Annotated in this window: 21 protein-coding genes; 10 read left to right on the top strand and 11 right to left on the bottom strand. The window is 64.6% G+C overall.

Annotation, left to right across the window (positions count from 1 at the left end; genetic code table 11):
* Positions 1 to 135 precede the first annotated feature (135 nt).
* The 3 genes from FR699_RS12105 (at position 136) to FR699_RS12115 (ending at position 3,183) form a co-directional block, all read left to right on the top strand.
* Positions 136 to 1,107: a transcription initiation factor IIB family protein gene (locus FR699_RS12105; protein ID WP_154552521.1), complete on the top strand. Its 972-nt coding sequence runs from the start codon at positions 136 to 138 to the stop codon at positions 1,105 to 1,107.
* A 92-nt stretch (positions 1,108 to 1,199) separates the two neighbouring features.
* Positions 1,200 to 2,084, top strand: coding sequence for a methyl-accepting chemotaxis protein (locus tag FR699_RS12110; RefSeq protein WP_154552520.1), 885 nt, complete (start codon positions 1,200 to 1,202; stop codon positions 2,082 to 2,084).
* Positions 2,085 to 2,148: 64 nt separating this feature from the next.
* Entirely contained in the window at positions 2,149 to 3,183 is a 1,035-nt protein-coding gene (locus tag FR699_RS12115; RefSeq protein ID WP_158855557.1) for a DNA methyltransferase, read from the top strand.
* Between the two features lie 37 nt (positions 3,184 to 3,220).
* On the opposite strand, the gene FR699_RS13370 is transcribed toward FR699_RS12115, so the two are convergent.
* On the bottom strand, positions 3,221 to 3,430 hold the full coding sequence (locus FR699_RS13370) for an ArsR family transcriptional regulator (RefSeq protein ID WP_233263413.1): 210 nt from the start codon (positions 3,428 to 3,430) through the stop codon (positions 3,221 to 3,223).
* Positions 3,431 to 3,555: 125 nt separating this feature from the next.
* Positions 3,556 to 3,909 (bottom strand): TrmB family transcriptional regulator, encoded by a 354-nt coding sequence (locus tag FR699_RS12125; RefSeq protein WP_158855559.1) that lies wholly within the window; start codon positions 3,907 to 3,909, stop codon positions 3,556 to 3,558.
* Between the two features lie 169 nt (positions 3,910 to 4,078).
* Here FR699_RS12125 and FR699_RS12130 point away from each other — a divergent pair, with 169 nt between their 5' ends.
* A complete protein-coding gene (locus FR699_RS12130) occupies positions 4,079 to 4,756 on the top strand; it encodes a type I 3-dehydroquinate dehydratase (RefSeq protein ID WP_154552518.1) in 678 nt (225 codons plus the stop codon).
* A gap of 53 nt (positions 4,757 to 4,809) precedes the next feature.
* Entirely contained in the window at positions 4,810 to 5,250 is a 441-nt protein-coding gene (locus FR699_RS12135; RefSeq protein WP_154552517.1) for a zinc ribbon domain-containing protein, read from the top strand.
* A gap of 18 nt (positions 5,251 to 5,268) precedes the next feature.
* Here FR699_RS12135 and FR699_RS12140 read toward each other — a convergent pair whose 3' ends face one another.
* Positions 5,269 to 6,435 (bottom strand): 3-dehydroquinate synthase II, encoded by a 1,167-nt coding sequence (locus FR699_RS12140; protein ID WP_154552516.1) that lies wholly within the window; start codon positions 6,433 to 6,435, stop codon positions 5,269 to 5,271.
* A 138-nt stretch (positions 6,436 to 6,573) separates the two neighbouring features.
* On the opposite strand from FR699_RS12140, the gene FR699_RS12145 reads away from it, so the two are divergent.
* The gene (locus tag FR699_RS12145; protein WP_158855560.1) at positions 6,574 to 8,253 is read left to right on the top strand and encodes a hypothetical protein; all 1,680 of its coding nucleotides are present in this window, start codon (positions 6,574 to 6,576) and stop codon (positions 8,251 to 8,253) included.
* Positions 8,254 to 8,279: 26 nt separating this feature from the next.
* Here the strand turns inward: FR699_RS12145 and FR699_RS12150 are convergent, their stop codons facing one another.
* Entirely contained in the window at positions 8,280 to 8,864 is a 585-nt protein-coding gene (locus FR699_RS12150; RefSeq protein WP_158855561.1) for an immunoglobulin-like domain-containing protein, read from the bottom strand.
* Positions 8,865 to 8,986: 122 nt separating this feature from the next.
* Between FR699_RS12150 and FR699_RS12155 the strand changes: the two genes are divergently transcribed.
* Positions 8,987 to 9,595: a helix-turn-helix domain-containing protein gene (locus FR699_RS12155; protein WP_154552513.1), complete on the top strand. Its 609-nt coding sequence runs from the start codon at positions 8,987 to 8,989 to the stop codon at positions 9,593 to 9,595.
* A 4-nt stretch (positions 9,596 to 9,599) separates the two neighbouring features.
* Here the strand turns inward: FR699_RS12155 and FR699_RS12160 are convergent, their stop codons facing one another.
* Positions 9,600 to 10,394 carry a 2-amino-3,7-dideoxy-D-threo-hept-6-ulosonate synthase gene (locus FR699_RS12160; protein WP_154552512.1) on the bottom strand — a complete coding sequence of 265 codons (795 nt, stop codon included), beginning with the start codon at positions 10,392 to 10,394 and terminating at the stop codon, positions 9,600 to 9,602.
* A 142-nt stretch (positions 10,395 to 10,536) separates the two neighbouring features.
* Between FR699_RS12160 and FR699_RS12165 the strand changes: the two genes are divergently transcribed.
* Positions 10,537 to 11,736, top strand: coding sequence for a pyridoxal phosphate-dependent aminotransferase (locus FR699_RS12165; RefSeq protein WP_158855562.1), 1,200 nt, complete (start codon positions 10,537 to 10,539; stop codon positions 11,734 to 11,736).
* Between the two features lie 59 nt (positions 11,737 to 11,795).
* Positions 11,796 to 12,581 (top strand): nucleotidyltransferase domain-containing protein, encoded by a 786-nt coding sequence (locus tag FR699_RS12170; protein WP_158855563.1) that lies wholly within the window; start codon positions 11,796 to 11,798, stop codon positions 12,579 to 12,581.
* Between the two features lie 11 nt (positions 12,582 to 12,592).
* Here the strand turns inward: FR699_RS12170 and FR699_RS12175 are convergent, their stop codons facing one another.
* Together FR699_RS12175 and FR699_RS12180 are read right to left on the bottom strand one after the other, a co-directional pair.
* On the bottom strand, positions 12,593 to 13,042 hold the full coding sequence (locus FR699_RS12175) for an adenylyltransferase/cytidyltransferase family protein (protein ID WP_158855564.1): 450 nt from the start codon (positions 13,040 to 13,042) through the stop codon (positions 12,593 to 12,595).
* Between the two features lie 22 nt (positions 13,043 to 13,064).
* A complete protein-coding gene (locus FR699_RS12180; protein WP_158855565.1) occupies positions 13,065 to 13,574 on the bottom strand; it encodes a Mov34/MPN/PAD-1 family protein in 510 nt (169 codons plus the stop codon).
* 132 nt (positions 13,575 to 13,706) lie between these two features.
* Here FR699_RS12180 and FR699_RS12185 point away from each other — a divergent pair, with 132 nt between their 5' ends.
* Positions 13,707 to 15,629: a DHH family phosphoesterase gene (locus FR699_RS12185; RefSeq protein WP_154552508.1), complete on the top strand. Its 1,923-nt coding sequence runs from the start codon at positions 13,707 to 13,709 to the stop codon at positions 15,627 to 15,629.
* Between the two features lie 185 nt (positions 15,630 to 15,814).
* On the opposite strand, the gene FR699_RS12190 is transcribed toward FR699_RS12185, so the two are convergent.
* The 4 genes from FR699_RS12190 to FR699_RS12205 all read right to left on the bottom strand — a co-directional run bounded on the left by FR699_RS12190 (position 15,815) and on the right by FR699_RS12205 (position 19,817).
* Entirely contained in the window at positions 15,815 to 17,452 is a 1,638-nt protein-coding gene (locus tag FR699_RS12190) for a phosphatidylserine/phosphatidylglycerophosphate/cardiolipin synthase family protein (RefSeq protein WP_158855566.1), read from the bottom strand.
* A gap of 57 nt (positions 17,453 to 17,509) precedes the next feature.
* Positions 17,510 to 17,725: a hypothetical protein gene (locus FR699_RS12195; RefSeq protein ID WP_154552506.1), complete on the bottom strand. Its 216-nt coding sequence runs from the start codon at positions 17,723 to 17,725 to the stop codon at positions 17,510 to 17,512.
* Between the two features lie 13 nt (positions 17,726 to 17,738).
* Positions 17,739 to 19,007, bottom strand: coding sequence for a HEAT repeat domain-containing protein (locus tag FR699_RS12200; RefSeq protein ID WP_158855567.1), 1,269 nt, complete (start codon positions 19,005 to 19,007; stop codon positions 17,739 to 17,741).
* A gap of 99 nt (positions 19,008 to 19,106) precedes the next feature.
* On the bottom strand, positions 19,107 to 19,817 hold the full coding sequence (locus FR699_RS12205; RefSeq protein ID WP_154552504.1) for a protein sorting system archaetidylserine synthase: 711 nt from the start codon (positions 19,815 to 19,817) through the stop codon (positions 19,107 to 19,109).
* Positions 19,818 to 19,872 lie beyond the last annotated feature (55 nt).

A 19,872-nucleotide genomic window follows, 5' to 3' on the forward strand; every position in this document is an offset into this window, starting at 1 on the left:
CACACAGACCTGCCAAACCACCGAACCGCTAGGGGCCACCAAAACTTTTTAATAGTTTTCGGAATAACCCATTGTTCACCGACTGACCGCCGGGTTTTTCGACGCCGCTGCCCGGTAGGGTTCGCCTTGACACTCATGAGCGACACAAACACTCGCACGCGACTCGACCGATCCTCGACAGTGGACGAACAGGAAGACGAATCGACCGAGGCAGACTGTCCCGAATGTAGCGGGAAACTCATCTCCGATACGGAACGCGGGGAGACTGTCTGTACGGACTGTGGACTGGTCGTCGAGGAAGACGAGATCGACCCCGGCCCGGAGTGGCGCGCCTTCGACGCCAAGGAGAAAGACGAGAAGTCCCGCGTCGGTGCGCCGACGACGAACATGATGCACGATAAGGGCCTCTCGACCAACATCGACTGGCGTGACAAAGACGCCTACGGCAATTCGCTTGGGTCTCGCCAGCGTGAGAAGATGCAGCGCCTCCGGAAGTGGAACGAGCGCTTTCGCACCCGCGACTCCAAAGAACGCAACCTCAAGCAGGCTCTCGGTGAGATCGACCGGATGGCGAGCGCGCTCGGCCTGCCCGAGAACGTCCGCGAGACCGCTTCTGTCATCTATCGCCGGGCCTTGGACGAAGACCTCCTGCCCGGTCGCTCCATCGAAGGTGTTTCGACGGCATCGGTGTACGCTGCTGCCCGCCAGGCCGGTGTTCCGCGGAGTCTCGACGAACTGACGGAAGTGTCTCGCGTCGAGAAAGACGAGATCGCCCGGACGTATCGATACGTCGTCCGTGAACTCGGCCTGGAGGTCAAGCCGGCCGATCCCGAGAGCTACGTTCCCCGGTTTACCTCGGACCTCGAACTGAGTGAGGAAGCCGAACGCCGCGCCCGTGAACTCCTCCAGAACGCCAAAGAAGAGGGCGTCCACTCCGGAAAGAGCCCCGTCGGACTGGCCGCGGCCGCGATCTACGCCGCCTCGCTGTTGACCAACGAGAAGACGACCCAGGCTGCGGTCTCGGAAGTCGCGGATATCTCCGAGGTCACGATCCGCAACCGCTATCACGAACTGCTCGAAGCCGAGCAGTCGATCCCCGCGGCCTGATCGGCGACCGCCGTGCCGAGTCCGCGAGGAACTATCAGACCTGATAACCGAGGGGTCACGTTTAATCCGCCCCAAGACAGCGAGTTAGACATATGGCATCAGATTCGGGGACCGCAGATGCGGACGTGGACCTGAGCGGTTCGGCCGCTGATCTCGGTGGGTCGATCGACGAACTCCTTCGGACTTCTGAGAGTGTCTCCCAGAGTTCCCAGCAGATCAGTGACCTGGCTACGGAACAATCGGAGAACATGCAAGAAGTCGCGGGAGAAGTGTCGAACCTCTCGGCGACGGTTCAGGAAGTCGCTTCCAGCGCAAACGAAGTCAAGGCCGTCAGCCAGCAGGCTAGCCAACTTGCCGACCAGGGTCGGGACGTTGCAGACGACGCGATCAGCGCGATGGAAGCCGTCGACGATGCAAACAAGGACGTCTCGACTGACGTCAAACAGCTGCGTGAGCGCATCGACGAGATCGACGAGATCGTCGAGGTAATCAACGAGATCGCCGACCAGACGAATATGCTCGCGCTGAACGCCTCGATCGAGGCGGCCCGCGCTGGAGAGGCCGGCGAAGGCTTCGCTGTCGTCGCAAACGAGGTCAAGAGCCTCGCCGAGGAGTCCCAGCAGAACGCGACCGAGATCGAGACGATGGTCGCGGATATCAAAGCCGAGACCGAGAGCACTGTCGGGAGCATCGAGGAGGCAAACGAACAAGTCGAGGCCGGCATCGAGCAGGTCGGTGAAACGGTCGATATCCTCCAGAAGATCGACCAGGCAGTCACGGAAGCCGCCGAAGGCGCCCAGGAGGTCGCCGAGGCGACTGACGATCAGGCCGCCTCGACCGAACAGGTCGCCTCGATGGTCGACCGGACCGCCGAGACTGCCGAGGAAGTCGCCGACGAGATCGAACAGGTCGCGGCCGCCAACGAGCAACAGGCTGCGAAGGTAAACGAGCTGCAGTCGATGCTCGATCGCGCCTGAAGGTAGCACGGCCGCGGCGCGCTCGGACCGCAACCCACGTCACCGTTCGTCTTGATTTCGCTGTATGGAGACCGACCACGCCGTCCGCGTCGGCGACGCCCGCGAGTTATCGCTGCCTACAGAGTCGGTAGCACTCGTCGTCACCTCGCCCCCGTACCCGATGATCGACATGTGGGACGACGTGTTCAGCAGTCTCGACCCGGATATTGAGGCCGCACTGGCGGCAGCAGATGGTGAGGCGGCCTTCGAGGCGATGCACGACGTCCTCGAAGCCGTCTGGACTGAATTGGCTCGCGTCCTCGTGCCCGGTGGTATCGCCGCGATCAACGTTGGTGATGCTACCCGGACGCTGGATCGGTTCCGGCAGTACCCCAATACGGCCGAGATCACGCGCCGGATGGCCGCCCTGGGATTCGACCCGCTGCCGGATATTGTCTGGCGCAAACCGGCCAACAGCGCCGCGAAGTTTATGGGCTCGGGGATGGTCCCGCCAAACGCCTACCCGACCCTCGAACACGAGTCGATCCTCCTCTTTCGGAAGGGGTCTCGTCGGTCGTTCCCACCCGGCGACGAGACGCGCTATGAGAGTGCGTACTTCTGGGAGGAACGCAATCGCTGGTTCTCGGATCTCTGGGAGGTTCGAGGGACGGCCCAGGACCTCGATGCCGGACTCCGTGACCGTTCGGGGGCGTTCCCGCTCGCGATCCCGCTCCGACTCATTCGCATGTTCTCCGTCCGGGGCGACACCGTTCTGGATCCGTTCTGGGGGACTGGCACGACGACGCTGGCGGCGCTGCTCGCTGCCCGCAACTCCGTGGGCTACGAGATCGATGCCGAGCTGCGGGCGTCTTTCGACCAGCGGGTGGCGGCCGTTCCCGAGCGTTCGCGGGACCGAGCACGCGAGCGACTGGCCCGCCACCGCGAGTGGGTGGCCGAGCAGGGCGAGGGCGGCGCGGATCTGGCCTACGAGAACGACCACTACGAGACGCCTGTCCGGACGAAACAGGAGCGAAAACTCCGGCTGTACGCCGTCGAGGATATCCAGGAGACCGACGATGGGTACGCCGCGACCCATGCCCCCATCGAGGAGTTTGCGTAATCCTTCTCACAGTGTTCGACGAACAGCCAACGACGAACTAGTTGCCGGGTGCTGGCGTGTACTGGCTTAATGCCTCGATCGCTGCCACGACCAGCGACTCATCGAGCGCTCCTTGCTGATCGTCGAGGTCACGATGTTTGACCGTCGTCACGTACCACGGCGAGATGTACGCACGTTTCTGCGATCCACCACGAATCCACGCGTCGTCGGGGACGGGAATGCTATCTGGATGGCGTTGGGTCCTCATGCCCACGACGATGGACTTTACGTCCGCGAACGGGTGGGATGAATCGCTGACTAGCAACCACGGTCGGTATGCTGGATCAGAATTGTGTGGTGCTGGTCCCCACCAGACACCCCCCTGTTCGTGTCTCATGTATCCGTTCCGTTCACGCCTGGTCCCCACTCGTCGGGGTCTTCCGCTCCGAATCGTTCCGTCGCCGTTCGCGCTGTCGACATTGCATTGAGTGTCGTTTCGACGTCCACGCCCTCGCTGATCGCCCAATACTCGCCCCGGTGTCGGAGTCGCCCACGCTCTTCGAGACGGGAAAGCACGACACCCACGCTGCCTCGTTTGACGCCGGTCGCCTCGTGGATTTCCTTTGGCGTGTATGCCTGGTCGGCGGACGAAGCGAGGAAGGACAATATCTTCTCCGCATTCGTTCGTCCACCTGCCTGGAGCTCCTTGGAGGAGCTCTCTTCGAACTGCCCGATATCGATAGGCATGGTTGCTAGTACGTAATAGCTGTAATGGGTGCAATTAAACGAGCCACACCCTGTTGGTCTGGCCCCTCGTGGCGACGCTGTGCAACAGGGCGCTTGGCGATCCGGGTTCGGGAATGCCGACACGAGACTGAAGCGGCGCGTTTTTGCCGCATGGCTCCCCACAGCGGGTATGGACTTTACGTCGTTCAGACTCGCGGCTGCCACCGCCGAGCTGGACTCCGAACCCGACGCTCGTGAGCACGCCGACCTCATCGAGTTACGAATGGATCTGGCCGACGAGCCACTCTCGCAACTCTCGGCCTACGGCGGCGAGTTGCCGGTGTTGGTCACCAACCGGCCGACGTGGGAGGGCGGCGAGGCCGAGGCCGACGGGCGTCTGACCGCACTCGAGGCGGCCATCACCGACGACGCCGTCGGGGCAGTCGATGTCGAACTGGCGACCGCTCGCGAGGGTGAGGCCGACCGGCTTATCCAGACCGCCAGCGAACACGACGTCAGCGTGATCGTCTCGGCCCACGACTTCGAGGCAACGCCGTCGATGGGCGAGTTACAGGAGACCCTTCGGGCTGCTTGTGAGTACGGCGACGTCGGGAAACTCGCGGTGACGGCCACGTCGCCGGACGATGTGCTCGATCTGCTGGTGGCTACCCGTGCGGCCACGGTCGAGGGCCACACCGTCGCGACGATGGCGATGGGCGAGGCCGGTCGCCACTCCCGGGCGGTCGCCCCGATATACGGCTCGAAAATCGGCTACGCGCCCGTCGATCCAGCGGAGGCGACCGCACCCGGCCAGTACGACTTGGCGACGCTTTCGACGCTGGTCGAGCAACTGTCCGAGGCTGACTGAGCGACGACAGCGCTTGAAAAGGTTAACGTCGGCGGCCGCCGTTTGGAGAGACAGTGACAAACGGCAACTCGCGGCGGCGTGCGTGGCTGGCGGCCGGGCTGTCCTTACTCTTGCCTGGGCTCGGACACGCCTATCTCCGGCGCTGGGCGCGCATGGCGCTTTGGTTCGGATTCATGTTCGTTTTCGGGACTGTCCTCGTCGTCCTCCCAATCGTCCCGGCCGAGACGTTCCCACAGGAGTTCTCAGTCGACGCATTCTTCGAATTCCAGCGTTCCTTGCCGGCCAGTGTCGACATCGCACGGTGGCTGGTGACTGGCCTCATCGCCACCGACGCCTTCGTCATTGCCCGACAGGAGACGCACGAACAAACCGTCGAGTCAGGGCAGCGCTGTCCCGACTGTCGGAAAGAACTCGAAGACGACTCCCTTTCGTTTTGCCCGTGGTGTGGGGCGGAATTCGGGGCCACCACGAAAGAGGACGAATCAGGCCAGTAACGGCCCCGGCCTTGCCGCTTATTTCTCGATAATAGACTCCTCGACGGCCTCGCCGAAGTGGCGAGCCTGATCTTCGTGATAGACCAACACTTCGTCGCCGACTTCGAGGTCAGTCACGGCCGTCCGGTCGTCCGGGGTCGCGACCTTGATCGTCTCGGCGTTCTGGAGCAGCGTCTCGATGGTATCGCCTTCGTCGGTCTCGGCCTGGAGGCGGAACATGGGCCGTTGCTCGATTTTCGCCCGGCCGACGATCGCTTCGCGGGTCGTCCCATCGCGGTTGACGACCTGGACTTCCTCGCCACTCGACAGCTCCGAGAGGTACTTCGTCTCCCCGCCGGGCGTGCGAACGTAGGCGTGGACTGCCCCGGCGTTGACCCGGAACGGCCGAGAGGCGACGTAGGGTGACTCGGCTGTCTCGGCGTGAACGAAAAAGAGCCCGCGGGCCATCGACCCGACGAGCATGCCCTCGTCGTGGTCCATGATCGAGCCCGTATCGACACAGACGCGATCGGCCGAGCCCGTCTGCTCGATGGCGGTGATCTCGGCGTACTGGAGGTCCAGTGTCTCTCGGCCCACTGCGTCCCGGACCTCACAGGTCTCGCGGATCTCGTCGGGGCTGTCGGTGTCCAGCAATACGGCATCGGCGCCGATTTCGAGCGTTTCGTAGGCTGTGCGTGCGTCTTCGGCGGTCTGGACGCCGGCGATCAGCGTCGTCTCCTCGCCGACGCGGGCGATGAGGTTCTCTAGAGGAATGATCTGCCAGTCTTCGCTGACGACGATCGTGTGTTCGGCGTCTTCGGCGACGGCTTGTGCGAAGGCTTCGTACTCCTCGTTCAGGATGCGAACGTACCCGCCGTTGGCGCCGTCACGACCGCGCAACCCGGAGAGATCAGCCGATCCAGAGAAGTCCGACGGAAGGTCGACTGTGCCGTCGCCTTCCCCGTCTTTGCCGACGATCACTGCATCAGCAGCCGGACCGTCGACGCCTTCGGCTTCCATGACGTGGACGTCGTCTCCAGCGAAGGCGGCGACGTTGACTTCGCCGAGGTCCCGGACGCGTTCGACGTCGTGTTCGTCGACCAGTACCCAGTCGACGCCGGCTTCCAGTCCCGCAGTGATCCGACGCTTGCGCGCCTCCCAGTCGCCGACTTCGTCGTCGGCTTTCAGCCACACGGAGCGTGTCATGTGTCCACGCTCGCGGCGGGCCGGCTTGAACGTGGCGGATCCACCCATTGTTCGCCTGGGCCGATCGGGACGATCGGGGACGCCTGGTCTCGCCCGGTCGTTCAACAGTTAAGACCGTGGCCGTTGAATCCCTCCCATATGGCTGAATCAGATGGCGACGAGACCTACGAGAACCGACTGTTCGAGGTAGCCGAACACCTCCAGGTTCCCGATAGCACGCTCCAAATCTCTCGCGTTCGACTGGACCGACTCGGCGGCGACGCCGATATCGAGGAAGGACAACTCGACAGCATCGCTCCGGCAGTACTGGCCCTCTCCTGTCGTGAAGACGGGTTGCCCTTATCAGATCAACACATCGTCGAGACGTGGCTCGACGTGGTAGACGAAGAGATAGACGCCGGGTCAGTCGACGCCGGCCGGTTGCCCGAGCAGATCGAGGCCGTCGCCGATCGCCTCGACATCGACCACCCACCGGCCCGACCCGACAGGCTCCTCGACCGTTATGCCGAAGCATTCGACACGTCCGCGGAATTGGTCGCCGTTGCCCATCGGATCCTCGATGACGCTTACGAAGCATCTCCGCGGGCCGTCGCCGAGGCATCTTCGCCGAGCGAAACGGCCGCGGCGGCCCTCGTTTTGGCCGCCGAGATCAACAGCGTCGACGGGTACGGGCCGAGTGACGTCGCTGATGTCGGTGCGGCCGGTGGCGTGACGATCAAGAATCGCTTCAAGGCCTTCAGGGACGCACTCGGCGAGGACACGCTCCTTTCGAGTGAGCGCTACCGCGTCGATGCCATCGACGCCGATACTGTCACGGACGCGGACAGCACGGAACCACCGGCCAACCGAGAAGCGACCGAGACAGGCGACGACCAGACACCGATCGCGGACGCAGAACCCTCCCCGGCCGGCGAGCCGGATGTGGCTGTCGAGACGCGTCCGACGTCGGTAACGGATCACTCGGCCGAGACGAGTGAGACCCAAGCGGACGACCACTCGGCGGAACCATCACAGGTTCCCGAACCCGAAACTGACACCGATGGCGATGCTGAACCCGAGACCCAGGAGCACCCGGACGCGACCGTCGAAGACATCCAACAGGAAGTCGACGGACTTGCGACCGCCGTCGACGCCGACGCGTCGCTGCGACTGTTCGCTCGCGGGCTCGTCAGCGAGGCTGCTGTGGACGTTGCCGCCCAGGAGGCAAGCGAGTTCGCCGGTGCCGCGCTGATCGCCAGCAGTCGGCTCAACGACGGCGATCTCGACCCGGGAACGGTCGCCGCCGAGCGATCCTTCGAGCCCCGGGCGCTGTACCACTGGATCGACCGGCTCGACGAGCGTGCAGACGTCGAGATCCCCCGCCAGTCGGCGACCGATGTTGTCGCCGATCTCGTCGCGAAACTGGACCTCTCCGAGACCGTCGACGAGGAGAGTCGGCGCACGATCGAGCAGTACCGTCCCGACGACGGTTCGTTCGCCGCACCCGAACTGGCCGCTGGTGCCGTCTTCTTCGCTGCAACGACGGTCCGTGAGCCCGTCGACGTCGACGAACTCGCCGACGCAATCGGGTTCGCGCCCGAGAACGTCTCCGACGCGATGAACAGCGTCTTCGTCTCGCTGTGTCGGGGCCTCTTGCGTGGCGAGATCGCCTACGACGCGTGTGGCTGGACCGACGAACTCCTAGAATCCGATCACATCGCCGAGATCGGCGACCCCCATACCGGCCGGGTCGTCGCCGCGGCGAAGACGTACATCGCTGGCCGGGAAGGCGAAAACGTCGACGACGGCACGCTGGACGTCTTGCTCGCTGAGAACTGACACAGCGTTCGAGCCGTAGTTTTCAGTTACGGTACGATCGTGAACTCGACGGCGACCGACGGGTCGGGTATCTCGTCGTCGTACGTTCCAGGTTCGACGAGTCCGTGATAGACGAACCGATACTCGCCGGGGGGCATCGACGTGCAGGGTTCGTACCCCCACTCGGAGAACCCGTCGTCCGCGAGGCGGACGTTCCAGGTGTATCCCGTTCCGGGGTCGTGGGTGACGAGCGTCGCGTTCCAGCCCGTCCGCCCTTCCTGGGCACCCAGGACAGTTTGCCACTTGCCGTCGACGTGCCGCTGGAGGACGAACATGCGTTCGGTCCCAGTCCCGTGAGATTCGTCGTCGACGTTCCGGAGGGCGATTTCGAGACTGTCGCCCCGCTGTAGCGTCGTCCCGTTGGTCTCGATTTTGAAGTTAGCGTCCTGTTGAGGCAGCGAGTCCGTCGTGACACCGACATCGAGCCGTTCGAGATCGCCGGCGCAGTCGGCGATTCGTTCGGTGGCGGGCGAGTCGATCGGCGACGAGCCGCCCGAGTCGACGACGCCGAGACACCCGGCCGTCGTGACGACGGCCAGGAGACCGATCACCGCGAGCAGCCTGTTCGACATAACTGGACGATGCCGCCGGCCCCATCTGTAGCTATCGAGTATACAAACGCGCGTTTGACCGGCAGTTACACTCAAGGGAGGACGAACCCCACTGATAGTATGCAGCAGTTCGGAGGCGATCGATGAGTCGCTTACTCCCTGGTCGGCCCGATCCCACCACGGAGGATCGAGAGCCGACGATGCTCGCCCTCGACGATGACCGCGCCGACGAGGTCTTCGATGCGCTCGGCTCGGAGACAGCCCGGACCATCCTGCAGTCCCTTCATGGCGACCCCCGGCCCGCCTCGGAACTGACCGACGAGGTGGGGACGACTCTCCAGAACGTCCAGTATCACCTCACGAAACTCCAAGCCGCCGACCTCGTGACGGTCGTCGACACCTGGTACGGGGAAAACGGGGCCGAGATGGACGTTTACGCGCCAACCGACGAGGCACTGGTGTTGTTCGCCGGCGAGGATCCCGAGTCGTCACTCCGAACGCTGCTTGGACGGTTCGTGGGCGTCTTTGGGCTGCTTGCGCTGGGCGCACTCGTCGTTGCTATCGCGGCCAGTCGATTCCGTGAGTCCGAGCCAGCGCACTTCTCTTCGGGCAGTCCCAATGCCAGCAGCGACTACACGGTCGCGTTCGAGCCGATCGTGCCCGATCCACTCCTCGTCGCGATGATTTTCGTCGCCGGCGGGTTGGTTGCGTTGGCGGCGTTGCTCGCGATCGGTCGAATCCGTTCCGCGTAGGCTCTCAGATGTCGACCGTGAGGCCGGCACGCTCGGCGGCGTCGTCCGCCCCCGCGTCCTCGTGAACGACGGCCGAGATGGCCTGCGTGATCGCCTCGGGGCGCTCGTGCTGGAAAATCGACCGGCCCATCGAGACGCCTGCTGCGCCGCCCTCGATCGCCCCTGCGACCATCGCCAGCGTCTCGCGGTCGGTGCCTTTCGAGCCGCCGGCGATCAGAACCGGTTTGCTGGCGGCCGTCGCGACGCGTTCGAAGGAGTCGGCATCGCCGCTGTAGGCGGTCTTGATGACGTCTGCCCCGACTTCCTCGGCCAGCCGGACGGCGTGGGCCAGGGCGTCGGGATCGGACTCGTCGATGCCAGGCCCGCGGGCATAAGCCATCGCCAGGACCGGCATGCCCAGGCGCTCGGCGTCGCTGGTCACTTCCGTAAGCTGTGAGAGTTGGTCGGGTTCGTAGTCGCTGCCGACATTGATGTGAAAGGAGACAGCGTCGGCCCCGGCCCGGACGGCGTCCTCGACGGTCCCGGTCGGGCGTTTGTCTTCCTCGTCGGGCCCGATCGTCGTCGAGCCGTTGAGGTGGACGATGAACCCGGAGCCGTTACGGTTGCCGTGGACGCGATCGGCGACGCCTTTCTGGGTGAGAACGGCATCTGCCCCACCGGCCGTGATCGCGTCGACCGTCGATTCGAGGTCCGTCAGGCCCGTGACTGGCCCCATCGTGAGGCCGTGATCCATGGGGACGACGAGGTACCGCCCTCCTGTCCCGATACGTTTGAGGCGTGCAGTTTTCCCGGCAGTCATTGTGTCATGGTGTGGCAAGTGACGGTTATGTGCGTTCCGGTCCCGGCGTCTCGGGCCTGGGAACTGTGCCCCGACAAGTACCGTCACCCCCGTTGTGGAGACGGAAGAGTATATACGCTATCCTCGTCTGCATCCAGACAGTATGAATCAGGACTTCGCCGAACGGGTCACGCGCGTCGAACCGAGTGCGACCATCGCCATCAGCAACCTCGCCGCCGAACTCGAGAGTGAGGGTGTCGATGTCGTCGACCTGAGTGTCGGCGAACCGGACTTCGACACGCCAGAGAACGTCAAAGACGCCGCCAAGGCGGCGATGGACGCCGGCGAGACGGGCTACACCCCCTCCGATGGCATCCCCGAACTCAAGGATGCCATCGTCGAGAAACTCCACGCCGACGGTCTCACGCAGTACGGGACCGAGAACGTCCTCGTGACGCCGGGCGGCAAGCAGGCCCTCTATGAAGTCTTTCAGACCCTGATCGACGGTGCTGACGGGCATGGCCCGTCAGCTAGCGGGACTACGTCCCGCTCTGGCGACGAAGTGGCCCTCCTCGATCCCGCGTGGGTCTCCTACGAGGCGATGGTCAAACTCGCCGGTGGGAGCCTCGCCCGCGTCGACACCGCCGCCCACGACTTCGATCTCGAACCTGCCCTCGACGATCTCGCGGCGACCGTCTCTGACGAGACCGAACTGCTCGTGGTCAATTCGCCGGGCAACCCCCACGGGTCGGTGTACTCCGACGCCGCTCTGGAGGGCGTCCGTGACCTGGCCGTCGAGCACGACATCACCGTGATCTCCGACGAGATCTACAAGGAGATCACCTACGACGGTCGCGAGGCAACCAGCCTGGGGACCCTCGACGGCATGGCAGACCGGACGATCACACTCAACGGCTTCTCGAAGGCCTACGCGATGACTGGTTGGCGGCTTGGCTACTTCGCCGGCCCCGAGGAACTGGTCGATCAGGCCGGGAAGCTCCATTCGCACTCGGTCACCTGTGCCGTGAACTTCGTCCAGCACGCCGGCGTCGAAGCGCTGCGAAACACCGACGAGAGTATCGCGGAGATGCGGGCGGCCTTCGAGCAGCGTCGGGACATGTTGGTCGATCTCTTTGCCGAGCACGGCAAGGACGTCCCGGAACCGGAGGGTGCGTTCTACATGATGCTGCCGGTCCGGGAGGACGATCAGGCCTGGGCCGAGGAAGCTGTCGAGGAGGCCGCCGTCGCGACCGTGCCGGGCAGTCCGTTCGGCACGCCGGGCTACGTCCGACTCTCGTATGCGGCCAGCCAGGAGCGACTCCGGGAAGCGGTCGAGCGACTGGCTGACGCTGACTTGCTCTGATATCGATTACACCAGTAGGAAGCCGGTCGCTTTTTCTCGGTTGCTACGCGATTCAGTCTATGCAAGCGTACCATCGCGATGCCCTGGAGACGGCCGTCGACGTCGCCGAGTCCGACGAGGATATCCTCGCGTGCATTCTCACGGGCTCGCTCGCGAGGGGCTGGGAACGTTCGGATTCTGACGTCGACGTGATCTTCGTCGTCACCGACGAAGACTACGACCGCCGTCGGGCCGACTGGGATCTGCACTACCATCACGACGATCCCTGCGACCACGAGGACATCTACATCGACGGGAAGATCGTCGACGTGGAGTTTCTGGAGGAGGTTGCCGACCACGGCAGCGAACCCGCCCGTGCCGCCTTCGTCGGGGCCGAGGTCGAGTACTCGACCGACGCGCGGATTTCGGAACTGCTCGAGACGATTCCGGTCTATCCGACCGAAAACAAGAGCGAGCGCATTCGCACCTTCTACAGCCAGATGGAAGCGTACAACTGGTACGTCGGCGAGGCAAACACGCGTTCGGATGCCTACCTCGGCCACCACACGACAGCCCAGCTCGCGCTGTTCGGCGGTCGGCTCCTGCTGGCACACAACGAGACGCTGTTCCCGTATCACAAGTGGTTCTCTCGGGTCCTGAGAGAAGTGCCCGAGAAGCCCGAGGGGACGATGGACGTCTTCGATCGCCTGCTCGAGGACGGCACGCCGGAGGCCGCCGAGGCATTCACGACCGCGATCCGGGAGTACCGCGACTGGGAGACGCCAGAAGTCGGCTGGCCCACCCGGTTCCTACTGGATCGGGAGTGGCAGTGGCGTGATGGCCAGCCAGCGCTCGAAGAACTGTAGGCTGTGACCGCTCACCTTCGCTCGGCCAGAATGCGATCGATGATCTCTCCTGTCGACAGTACGGCCCCGTCGTAGTCGGGATCGCAGGCACTCGCCCGCCGAACCGTACAGTCGATCCCCCGGTCTGTCAGCGCCGCAGCGATCGACTCTTCGTCGTGGTGCTGGTCGTACCCGAGCACGAGTACGTCTGGGTCGATCCGTTCGACGGGCACGAAGATGTCCTCGGGGTGGCCCAGGTGGACCTCGTCGACGGGCTCGAGCGCTCCGACCATCTCGCGCCGCTGGGAACCGGGGAGGATCGGCGGTTCCTTGTGGGAGACGTTCTCGCCGCGAGCGACGATGACGTGGAGCCGATCCCCCATGGTGGCTGCCTCCCGGAGGTAGTGATGATGGCCCGGGTGCAACAGGTCGAAGGTGCCCTGTGCGAGGATGTCGGTCGTTTCGGCCGGTCGGTCACTCATCGCGTGCTCACCTCGCCACCGTTCATCGCCACCCCTCCCGACTGTCGCTCTCTTCGCGAAGTTCCGCGTCGATGTCTTCCTGCGTGAAATCGAAGAAGGCCTCCTCGGGTGGCTCGACGTCGAGGACGTCCAGGTCGATCGGGTCGCCCTGGCTATCGAAGGCTTGCCAGTCGTCGCGTTCGTAGGGCGCGCCGACGATGATGTGGGCGTCCCCGCGCTGGAAACTCGCGCGGTCGGCGTCGCTGGGCTGGAGGACGCCGTTAGGGTGGGAGTGGATGGAGCCAACGCTCTGAATGTCGTTGGGGATCATACTCGTCTTGACGGTCGCACTGACGGGGTTGGATTCGGTACCAGGAATGACCAACACGTCGGTCACGACCGTCCCCTCCCGATCGAGGCCCAGCGAGCGGGCATCCTCTCCGCGGAGCATCCCCATATACTCGTGGGGGTGGCTGTCACGACTCGCCGCCAGGGCAAAGGACAGCGCCGCTTTGGCAATGCCGATGACACCCGCCGAGCGAAACAGCCGCATGCCACAGCGTCCGGCCGGACGCCTTCTAAGGGTTCCGATGCTGGCAGTCCCCTCCCGGGACGTTCGGCTCCCAAACCGCTCCAGGCGGGTTTCCAAAGGTTGAAACGGAAACGACGCCGATTTATTTTCAACATGTCCGACGGATCTCCTGACGACGGCAACGGTGGGGCCGAGCAGTCGGCCGACGACCGACCGGTCGTCTACGATCTCGATCCTCGCTGTCCCTTCGAGGATGTCGAGGAGGGTGCGATGTATCATGCGACGGTCAACGGCGTCGTCGAGTACGGCGTCTTCGTCGATCTCTCCGAGGAAGTCTCCGGCCTGGTCCACGAGTCGAACCTCCAGGGGAGTTACGGCACGGGTGAGAAGCTCATCGTCGAACTCGAAACTGTCCGGGAGAACGGCGATCTGGCCTTCGCCGAGCGACGGCCGACCGACTACCGGACGGTCGCCGTCGACCACGACGACGGTATCAACGGTGACGATCTCGCCACGCAGGTCGGCGAATCTGTCCGTCTCGACGGGGCGGTTGTTCAGGTCCGCCAGACCGGCGGCCCGACGATCTTCCAGGTTCGAGATGGCGACCGTATCGTCCCCTGTGCGGCCTTCGAGCAGGCCGGCGTTCGCGCCTATCCTGCCGTCGAGATCGGCGATCTCGTCTCCGTTCGGGGTCGGGTCGAAGAACGTGAAGACAGCCACCAGATCGAGGTCGAATCACTGGACGTCCTCGAGGACGACGCTGCCGAGGAGCTGCAAGCACAGTTAGACGCCACACTCGCCGAGGCCGCCGAGCCACACGATGTCGATCCGCTCGTCGACTGGCCGGCACTCGACCCGCTGCTCGATGAGCTCGAAGACGTCGCTCGACAACTCCGAGAAGCCGTCCTCGAAGGTCGACCGATCCGGATGCGCCATCACGCCGACGGTGACGGCCTCTGTGCCAGTGTCCCGCTCGCGGTCGCCATCGAGAACATGGTCGAGGACATCTACGCCGACGGCGACGCTGCCCGGCATCTCCTCAAACGGCTGCCATCGAAAGCGCCCTACTACGAGATGGAAGACGTCACGCGTGACCTGAATCACGCCCTGGAGAGTCGTGAACGCCACGGTCAGCAACTGCCCTTGCTGGTCATGCTTGACAACGGCTCGACCGAAGAGGACACGCCGGCCTACCGGAACCTCGCTCACTACGATGTCCCGATCGTCGTCATCGACCATCACCATCCGGACCCCGAAGCCGTCGAGGGGCTCGTCGACGCTCACGTCAACCCGTACCTCCACGGTGAGGACTACCGGATCACGACGGGCATGCTCAGCGTCGAACTCGCCCGGATGATCGATCCCTCTCTGACCGACGACCTCCAGCACGTCCCCGCCGTTGCCGGCCTGGCCGACCGCTCGGAAGCCGACACGATGGAGTCCTATCTGGATCTCGCTGCCGACGCGGGCTACGAACCCGACGACCTCCGGTCCGTGGGCGAAGCGCTCGATTATGCGACCCACTGGCTGCGCTACAGCGCCGGCGACCCGCTGATCACCGACGTCTTGAACGTCGACTGTGACGACCGGGCGCGCCACGAGGAGATCGTCGAGTTCCTCGCCACACGAGCCGAGCGGGACGTCGAGGACCAGCTCGATGCGGCCATGGAACACGTCGAAAGCGAGCCACTCGACAACGGTGCCCAGCTGTACCGGCTCGACGTCGAGAACGCCGCCCGCCGGTTCACCTACCCGGCCCCGGGCAAGACCACTGGCACGATCCACGATCGCAAAGTCGAGGAGACTGACCAACCGGTCATCACGATCGGGTACGGGCCTGACTTTGCTGTCCTGCGGAGCGATGGCGTGCGCCTCGACATTCCGGAGATGGTCGAACAGCTTCGCGAGGAAGTACCTGGCGGTGGCGTCAGCGGCGGCGGCCACCTCGTCGTCGGGTCGATCAAGTTCGTCGAGGGGCAACGGGAGGCTGTCCTCGATGCACTGGTCGAGAAGATGGCGGCCGCAGAGATCGACGAGGAACTGCACAGCTCCGCGGCGCTTCCCGAGGACGTCTAAAACGGGGTTATCGTCCGCGACGCCGCCGTTCGATTGTCCGTCGGCCTCGACCAACCCACGGGTTGTCGCCTGGACGTCTCGGTGTTCGACGAACGTCAGCAATTACCTTCTCGCGTGATCCGTCGATGCCAACTTCTCGGAGGCCATTTCCCCGCAATTGCCAACGACACGTGTTTCACTGTGTCTCAGTATCGACCAACAGAGCTGTGCTCGTGGTCGTCCACACACGCTTGTGGGCTTGGACTGTCCTGAAACGCGATGTGTCGCCCGACGAACCCCGCGACCGAGAGGGCAGCCAAGACGGCGACCAGCAGGCCGGCCGTCACTTGCCAGATGGTCGCCCGCCAATCGTCGCGGAAGACACGATCGTAATAGCGAGCCGGTCCACTCCCGTCTAGGGCGATCACGACCTCCCGGTTCTGTCGAGCCGAGTGGTCGTTCCAGTTGAGGCTGCCGAGGAGTACTTCATCACCGTCGACGATTGCCCCTTTCGCGTGGATCTTTTCGAAGCGATCGCGTGGTCGGGCCAGTCTGACAGACAGCGGCGCGTTCCGTTCGTTTGCCCACGAGTCCAGCGAGTCGGCGACGGCCCGATTGTCCTCGCGGGCGTACCAGGCTCGCGAGAGCAAGAGTCGGACCTCGACGCCCCGTGTGGCCGCTCGCTTCAACGCCCGGACGAACGATTGATCGGGGCCGCCGACACCCACCTGGACGACGTGAATCGACTCCGTTGCGGCGTCGAGCCGCTCGATGACCCCCGTTTCTGCGTTCTCGGGGGCGAGCAGTACCGACGTGTTCGCTGCGCTGAACGTCCGTGGCTGGTAGCGCTGCCTGAATGTCTGGGTTGCCTTTTCGCCATCCGTCACCGCTGCTTCACTCCTGAACTGTTCCCAAGCCACGGCGTCTCGCCAGCCGGCGTCTGCCTCGAACGTCGAGACGAGTGCCCTTGTCGCCGAAGGCTGGGTGAGCACGACACCCCACCCTCGCGAGGACTGTCCACCAGTGCCGGCCGGCTTCCAGTTTTCGGTCAGGACGACCGCGCGGTCGTCGACGACGGCGTATTTGGCGTGGTGGTGATCGACGCGTGCATACGGGCCGTCGACGACTCGAACGGAGACGTTCGCGGCGACCAACCGATCGAGGAGTCGGGCCTGGCGGGCTGTCATCCCGCCGACTGGGCCACCTTCCAACAGCACGCGGACGTTCACGCCCCGCTCGTTGGCGGCGATCAGCGCGTCGGTCGCCCGCCCAGAGCTGAACGTATACCCCGCAAGCAGGATACGATCGTCGGCACTCCGCAGTAGGTCACTCGGGAGTCCACCCGCGTCGGGGAACACGAACGTCCGAACCTGCCCGGGGCCGGCCGTCCGGACGGGAAAGTCAGTCTTGCCAAGCGATCGCCACGTGAGTGTGCCGTTCTCGACGTGACCGACCGCTCCTTCGGGCGCAGCTGTATAGCTGAGACGGGCACGCACGCGGTCGCCGTCGCTGACGGTCACGTTCTCACCACTGTTGGCGAGTGCGACGTGCCCCGCCAGCTCGACGACTGTCGCGTCGGTACGATTTCGGACCGGAACCGGATTCGTCGAGAGCGCGACCCGCCCTGAGACCGTCACGTTCGGTAGTGCGACGGTCCGATGATCGTCCGATAGCGTCCAGCCGGTCAGGTTCGTCTCCGGTGGGACCGAGAGGACGACGTACTCGCCCGCATCGTCCTCGGCGACGGGGTTTGGATAGATCTCGACGATTTCAGCACCCGCGGGTTCGGAGTGTGCGCCAGCAACGTACGTACCGCTCGCGAGCAAGAGTACCACCACAAGCATGGCCAGCCCCCTTGACACGGCGGGCTCTGGTGCGGTCTACTACTTGAACGGACGGACTCATTCCTGACGCGTCGTCCAGGCGCTCAACCCAGCGAAGACGACTCCGAACAGTAGGCCCTGCCAGCCAGCCCGAAGCGGCGACTGGCCGAAGGCTGTGAGCACTCCCGCAAAACAGATCGCCGGAACCCCGCCGTAGAGCGTCCCCCACACCAACGGACGCGTCCGTCGCCACTCACGCAGCCGGCGGTCGACGCGGCGATAGGGCTGTTTCATCGAAACTGCTCAGTTAGACGCCAGCGGCTTTTTCGGCTTCGACTTGGACGACGTAGGCGCGATCGTCGGCGTACTCGGCGGCGATTTCCAGTGCGCGCTCGGTGCCGATCTGGTTCAGTGCCCACGCTGCGCTGGCCCGCACTTCGTCGGCGTCGTCCTCGGCGAGCACGTCTGTGAGGGGCTCGATCGCCCGGGTATCCCCGAGTAGGCCCAGTGCCCGTGCCGCTGCACTCCGGACACTGTCGGTGTCTGCCGCCAGTCGGTTCGCGACCGCCTGCGTGGCCTCGTGGCTCCCGATCTCGCCCAGTGCTTGTAACGTCACCCGCTGGAGGGCGGGGTCGCCGTCGCCATCGATGAAGTCGACGAGCGTCTCGACGGCTCGCTGGTCGCCGATCTTCCCCAGCACTCGGACGGCCTGTTTGTCGCGCCGACTCGCCCGCTGTTGGACTGGCTCGTAAGCCTCGGGCGGGGCGATCCGCTCGAAGACGTCGAGGATATTTTCCTCCATGAACTCGGAGTCAAGAAGCTCGAACGCCAGCAGGATCGGCTCGACGTCTTCGGGATCGCGATGGTCCTTGTAGCGTTTTTCCCAGACGAGAATGGCGTTCAACTCCGGCGGATAGTCCTTCTGGTGGTCGCCCTCGATGACTTCGTAGAACCCTTCGAACGTCAGCTTCTCCCGGACCGAGAGGTCCTCGTACGCTTGGGCAGCTTCCAGGTCGTCGTTCAGTGTCTGCGCTGCTGTACGGAGCGTCGCGATGGCGTCACTGTCCTCGTCGGGGCCGAGATCGAGAGCGGCGATGGCCTCGCTCGTCGCCCAGAGAGCGTCGCCGGCTTCCTGGGCGGACTCCACTTTTTCGACTTCGACGTGCCCGTCGACGGCCTCACCGAAGGCCGCGACCGCATCGAGGACCTGGGTCTGGCCGTCGTCGGTCCAGCGGGTGTCTTGGGCGGTAGCCCCTGCAGCCTCGACGTCTTCGGCGACGTCCTCGACGTACGGGCCACGCTGTTCCTCGATTCCGTCACGGAGACTGGACAGTCGTGACTCTAAGGCTTCCTGCGGGTCGTCTTCGTCTTCCTCGTCGGGAGTGGGCAGTTCAGCCGCGTCGAGATCAGTCTCGATATCAGCGAGTGTCGCTGCAATATCGTCGAGGTCGGCTTCGGTCTCGGCCGCTTCAAGTGCTGTCTCGGCTGCGTCCAGTCGTTCCTCGAAGAACGCAACCGTTCCCGGCTCGGCGTCGATGTCGCCGTCCCCGTCGGCCTCGCTGTCCTCGTCGCTCATAGCTTCTTCTGCGGCGCTCTCGGGCAAATGCGTTTCCCTTCCTGCAACCCAGTACCGCAATGGGCGCCCTGAGCGGGGCTGGAAGCCCTGCCGTGTCCGTCACGACTCGACACGCGGGTACAGCCACGGCGCAAACAGGAGATACGCGAGTGCGGCCGCCAGCAGCGCCCGCGGGAAGAGTCGATAGAAGACGGCAGGGGCCAGGACCGCGCCCGTCTGGACGAGCCCCATCGCCAGCGCGTCACGCTCCCGAAGATCGGGATACGGAATCCGCGTGACCATCAGATACGCGAGGACGACACTGGCGAGCAAGACCAAGACGAGCTGTATCTCGCCGGCGAGTGTCGCCGCCGCGAGGACGGTTGCTGCGAGGGTCGTCTGGACGCCCTCGGTCGTTCGCGCGCCGACGTCGTAGGCGGTGTACATCGCCAGGCGGACGACTGCCGCGGCGACGACCAGCGCGGGGATCCCGACGGCTGCGGTGAGATGCAGTGGGTCCGCGATCCCGAGGAGTTCCCCACCGTTGCCCCACTGGAGGCGGGCGAGGCCGACGACCATCGCCGCGGGTGCAACGCCAAAGGAGACGGTATCGGCCAGTGAGTCGACGAACTCGCCGACGGGTGTCGAGCCGTACCGCCGGGCGACCAGGCCATCGAGGCCGTCGGCGATCGCCGCCAGGAGGATGAGGCGGGCGGCCAGCTGGGGCTCGAACGGTGCGAGGACGGCCGCCGTGAACCCGACGAAGGCGTTGACGACCGTCACGATGTCGGCCGGCCCGAGCCGACCCAGAAAGCGCGGCCGAAGATCCATATCCGTGCCGTTGGCGAGGGCGGTCTTAGTCCGTTCGATCCGCCGACGGATTGGT

The organism is Halorhabdus sp. CUG00001 (genome assembly GCF_009797925.1).
In the GTDB taxonomy this organism is placed as follows: domain Archaea; phylum Halobacteriota; class Halobacteria; order Halobacteriales; family Haloarculaceae; genus Halorhabdus.

Excerpts from the sequence above, each read along its gene's own strand:
- FR699_RS12205 (WP_154552504.1), bottom strand. The coding sequence starts at position 19,817 with ATGGATCTTCGGCCGCGCTTTCTGGGTCGGCTCGGGCCGGCCGACATC.
- FR699_RS12150 (WP_158855561.1), bottom strand. The coding sequence starts at position 8,864 with ATGTCGAACAGGCTGCTCGCGGTGATCGGTCTCCTGGCCGTCGTCACG.
- FR699_RS12175 (WP_158855564.1), bottom strand. The coding sequence starts at position 13,042 with ATGAGTGACCGACCGGCCGAAACGACCGACATCCTCGCACAGGGCACC.
- FR699_RS12170 (WP_158855563.1), top strand. The coding sequence starts at position 11,796 with ATGCAAGCGTACCATCGCGATGCCCTGGAGACGGCCGTCGACGTCGCC.
- FR699_RS12115 (WP_158855557.1), top strand. The coding sequence starts at position 2,149 with ATGGAGACCGACCACGCCGTCCGCGTCGGCGACGCCCGCGAGTTATCG.
- FR699_RS12125 (WP_158855559.1), bottom strand. The coding sequence starts at position 3,909 with ATGCCTATCGATATCGGGCAGTTCGAAGAGAGCTCCTCCAAGGAGCTC.
- FR699_RS12185 (WP_154552508.1), top strand. The coding sequence starts at position 13,707 with ATGTCCGACGGATCTCCTGACGACGGCAACGGTGGGGCCGAGCAGTCG.
- FR699_RS12110 (WP_154552520.1), top strand. The coding sequence starts at position 1,200 with ATGGCATCAGATTCGGGGACCGCAGATGCGGACGTGGACCTGAGCGGT.
- FR699_RS12180 (WP_158855565.1), bottom strand. The coding sequence starts at position 13,574 with ATGCGGCTGTTTCGCTCGGCGGGTGTCATCGGCATTGCCAAAGCGGCG.
- FR699_RS12130 (WP_154552518.1), top strand. The coding sequence starts at position 4,079 with ATGGACTTTACGTCGTTCAGACTCGCGGCTGCCACCGCCGAGCTGGAC.
- FR699_RS12105 (WP_154552521.1), top strand. The coding sequence starts at position 136 with ATGAGCGACACAAACACTCGCACGCGACTCGACCGATCCTCGACAGTG.
- FR699_RS12145 (WP_158855560.1), top strand. The coding sequence starts at position 6,574 with ATGGCTGAATCAGATGGCGACGAGACCTACGAGAACCGACTGTTCGAG.
- FR699_RS12155 (WP_154552513.1), top strand. The coding sequence starts at position 8,987 with ATGAGTCGCTTACTCCCTGGTCGGCCCGATCCCACCACGGAGGATCGA.
- FR699_RS12200 (WP_158855567.1), bottom strand. The coding sequence starts at position 19,007 with ATGAGCGACGAGGACAGCGAGGCCGACGGGGACGGCGACATCGACGCC.
- FR699_RS13370 (WP_233263413.1), bottom strand. The coding sequence starts at position 3,430 with ATGAGGACCCAACGCCATCCAGATAGCATTCCCGTCCCCGACGACGCG.
- FR699_RS12165 (WP_158855562.1), top strand. The coding sequence starts at position 10,537 with ATGAATCAGGACTTCGCCGAACGGGTCACGCGCGTCGAACCGAGTGCG.
- FR699_RS12195 (WP_154552506.1), bottom strand. The coding sequence starts at position 17,725 with ATGAAACAGCCCTATCGCCGCGTCGACCGCCGGCTGCGTGAGTGGCGA.
- FR699_RS12160 (WP_154552512.1), bottom strand. The coding sequence starts at position 10,394 with ATGACTGCCGGGAAAACTGCACGCCTCAAACGTATCGGGACAGGAGGG.
- FR699_RS12140 (WP_154552516.1), bottom strand. The coding sequence starts at position 6,435 with ATGACACGCTCCGTGTGGCTGAAAGCCGACGACGAAGTCGGCGACTGG.
- FR699_RS12190 (WP_158855566.1), bottom strand. The coding sequence starts at position 17,452 with ATGCTTGTGGTGGTACTCTTGCTCGCGAGCGGTACGTACGTTGCTGGC.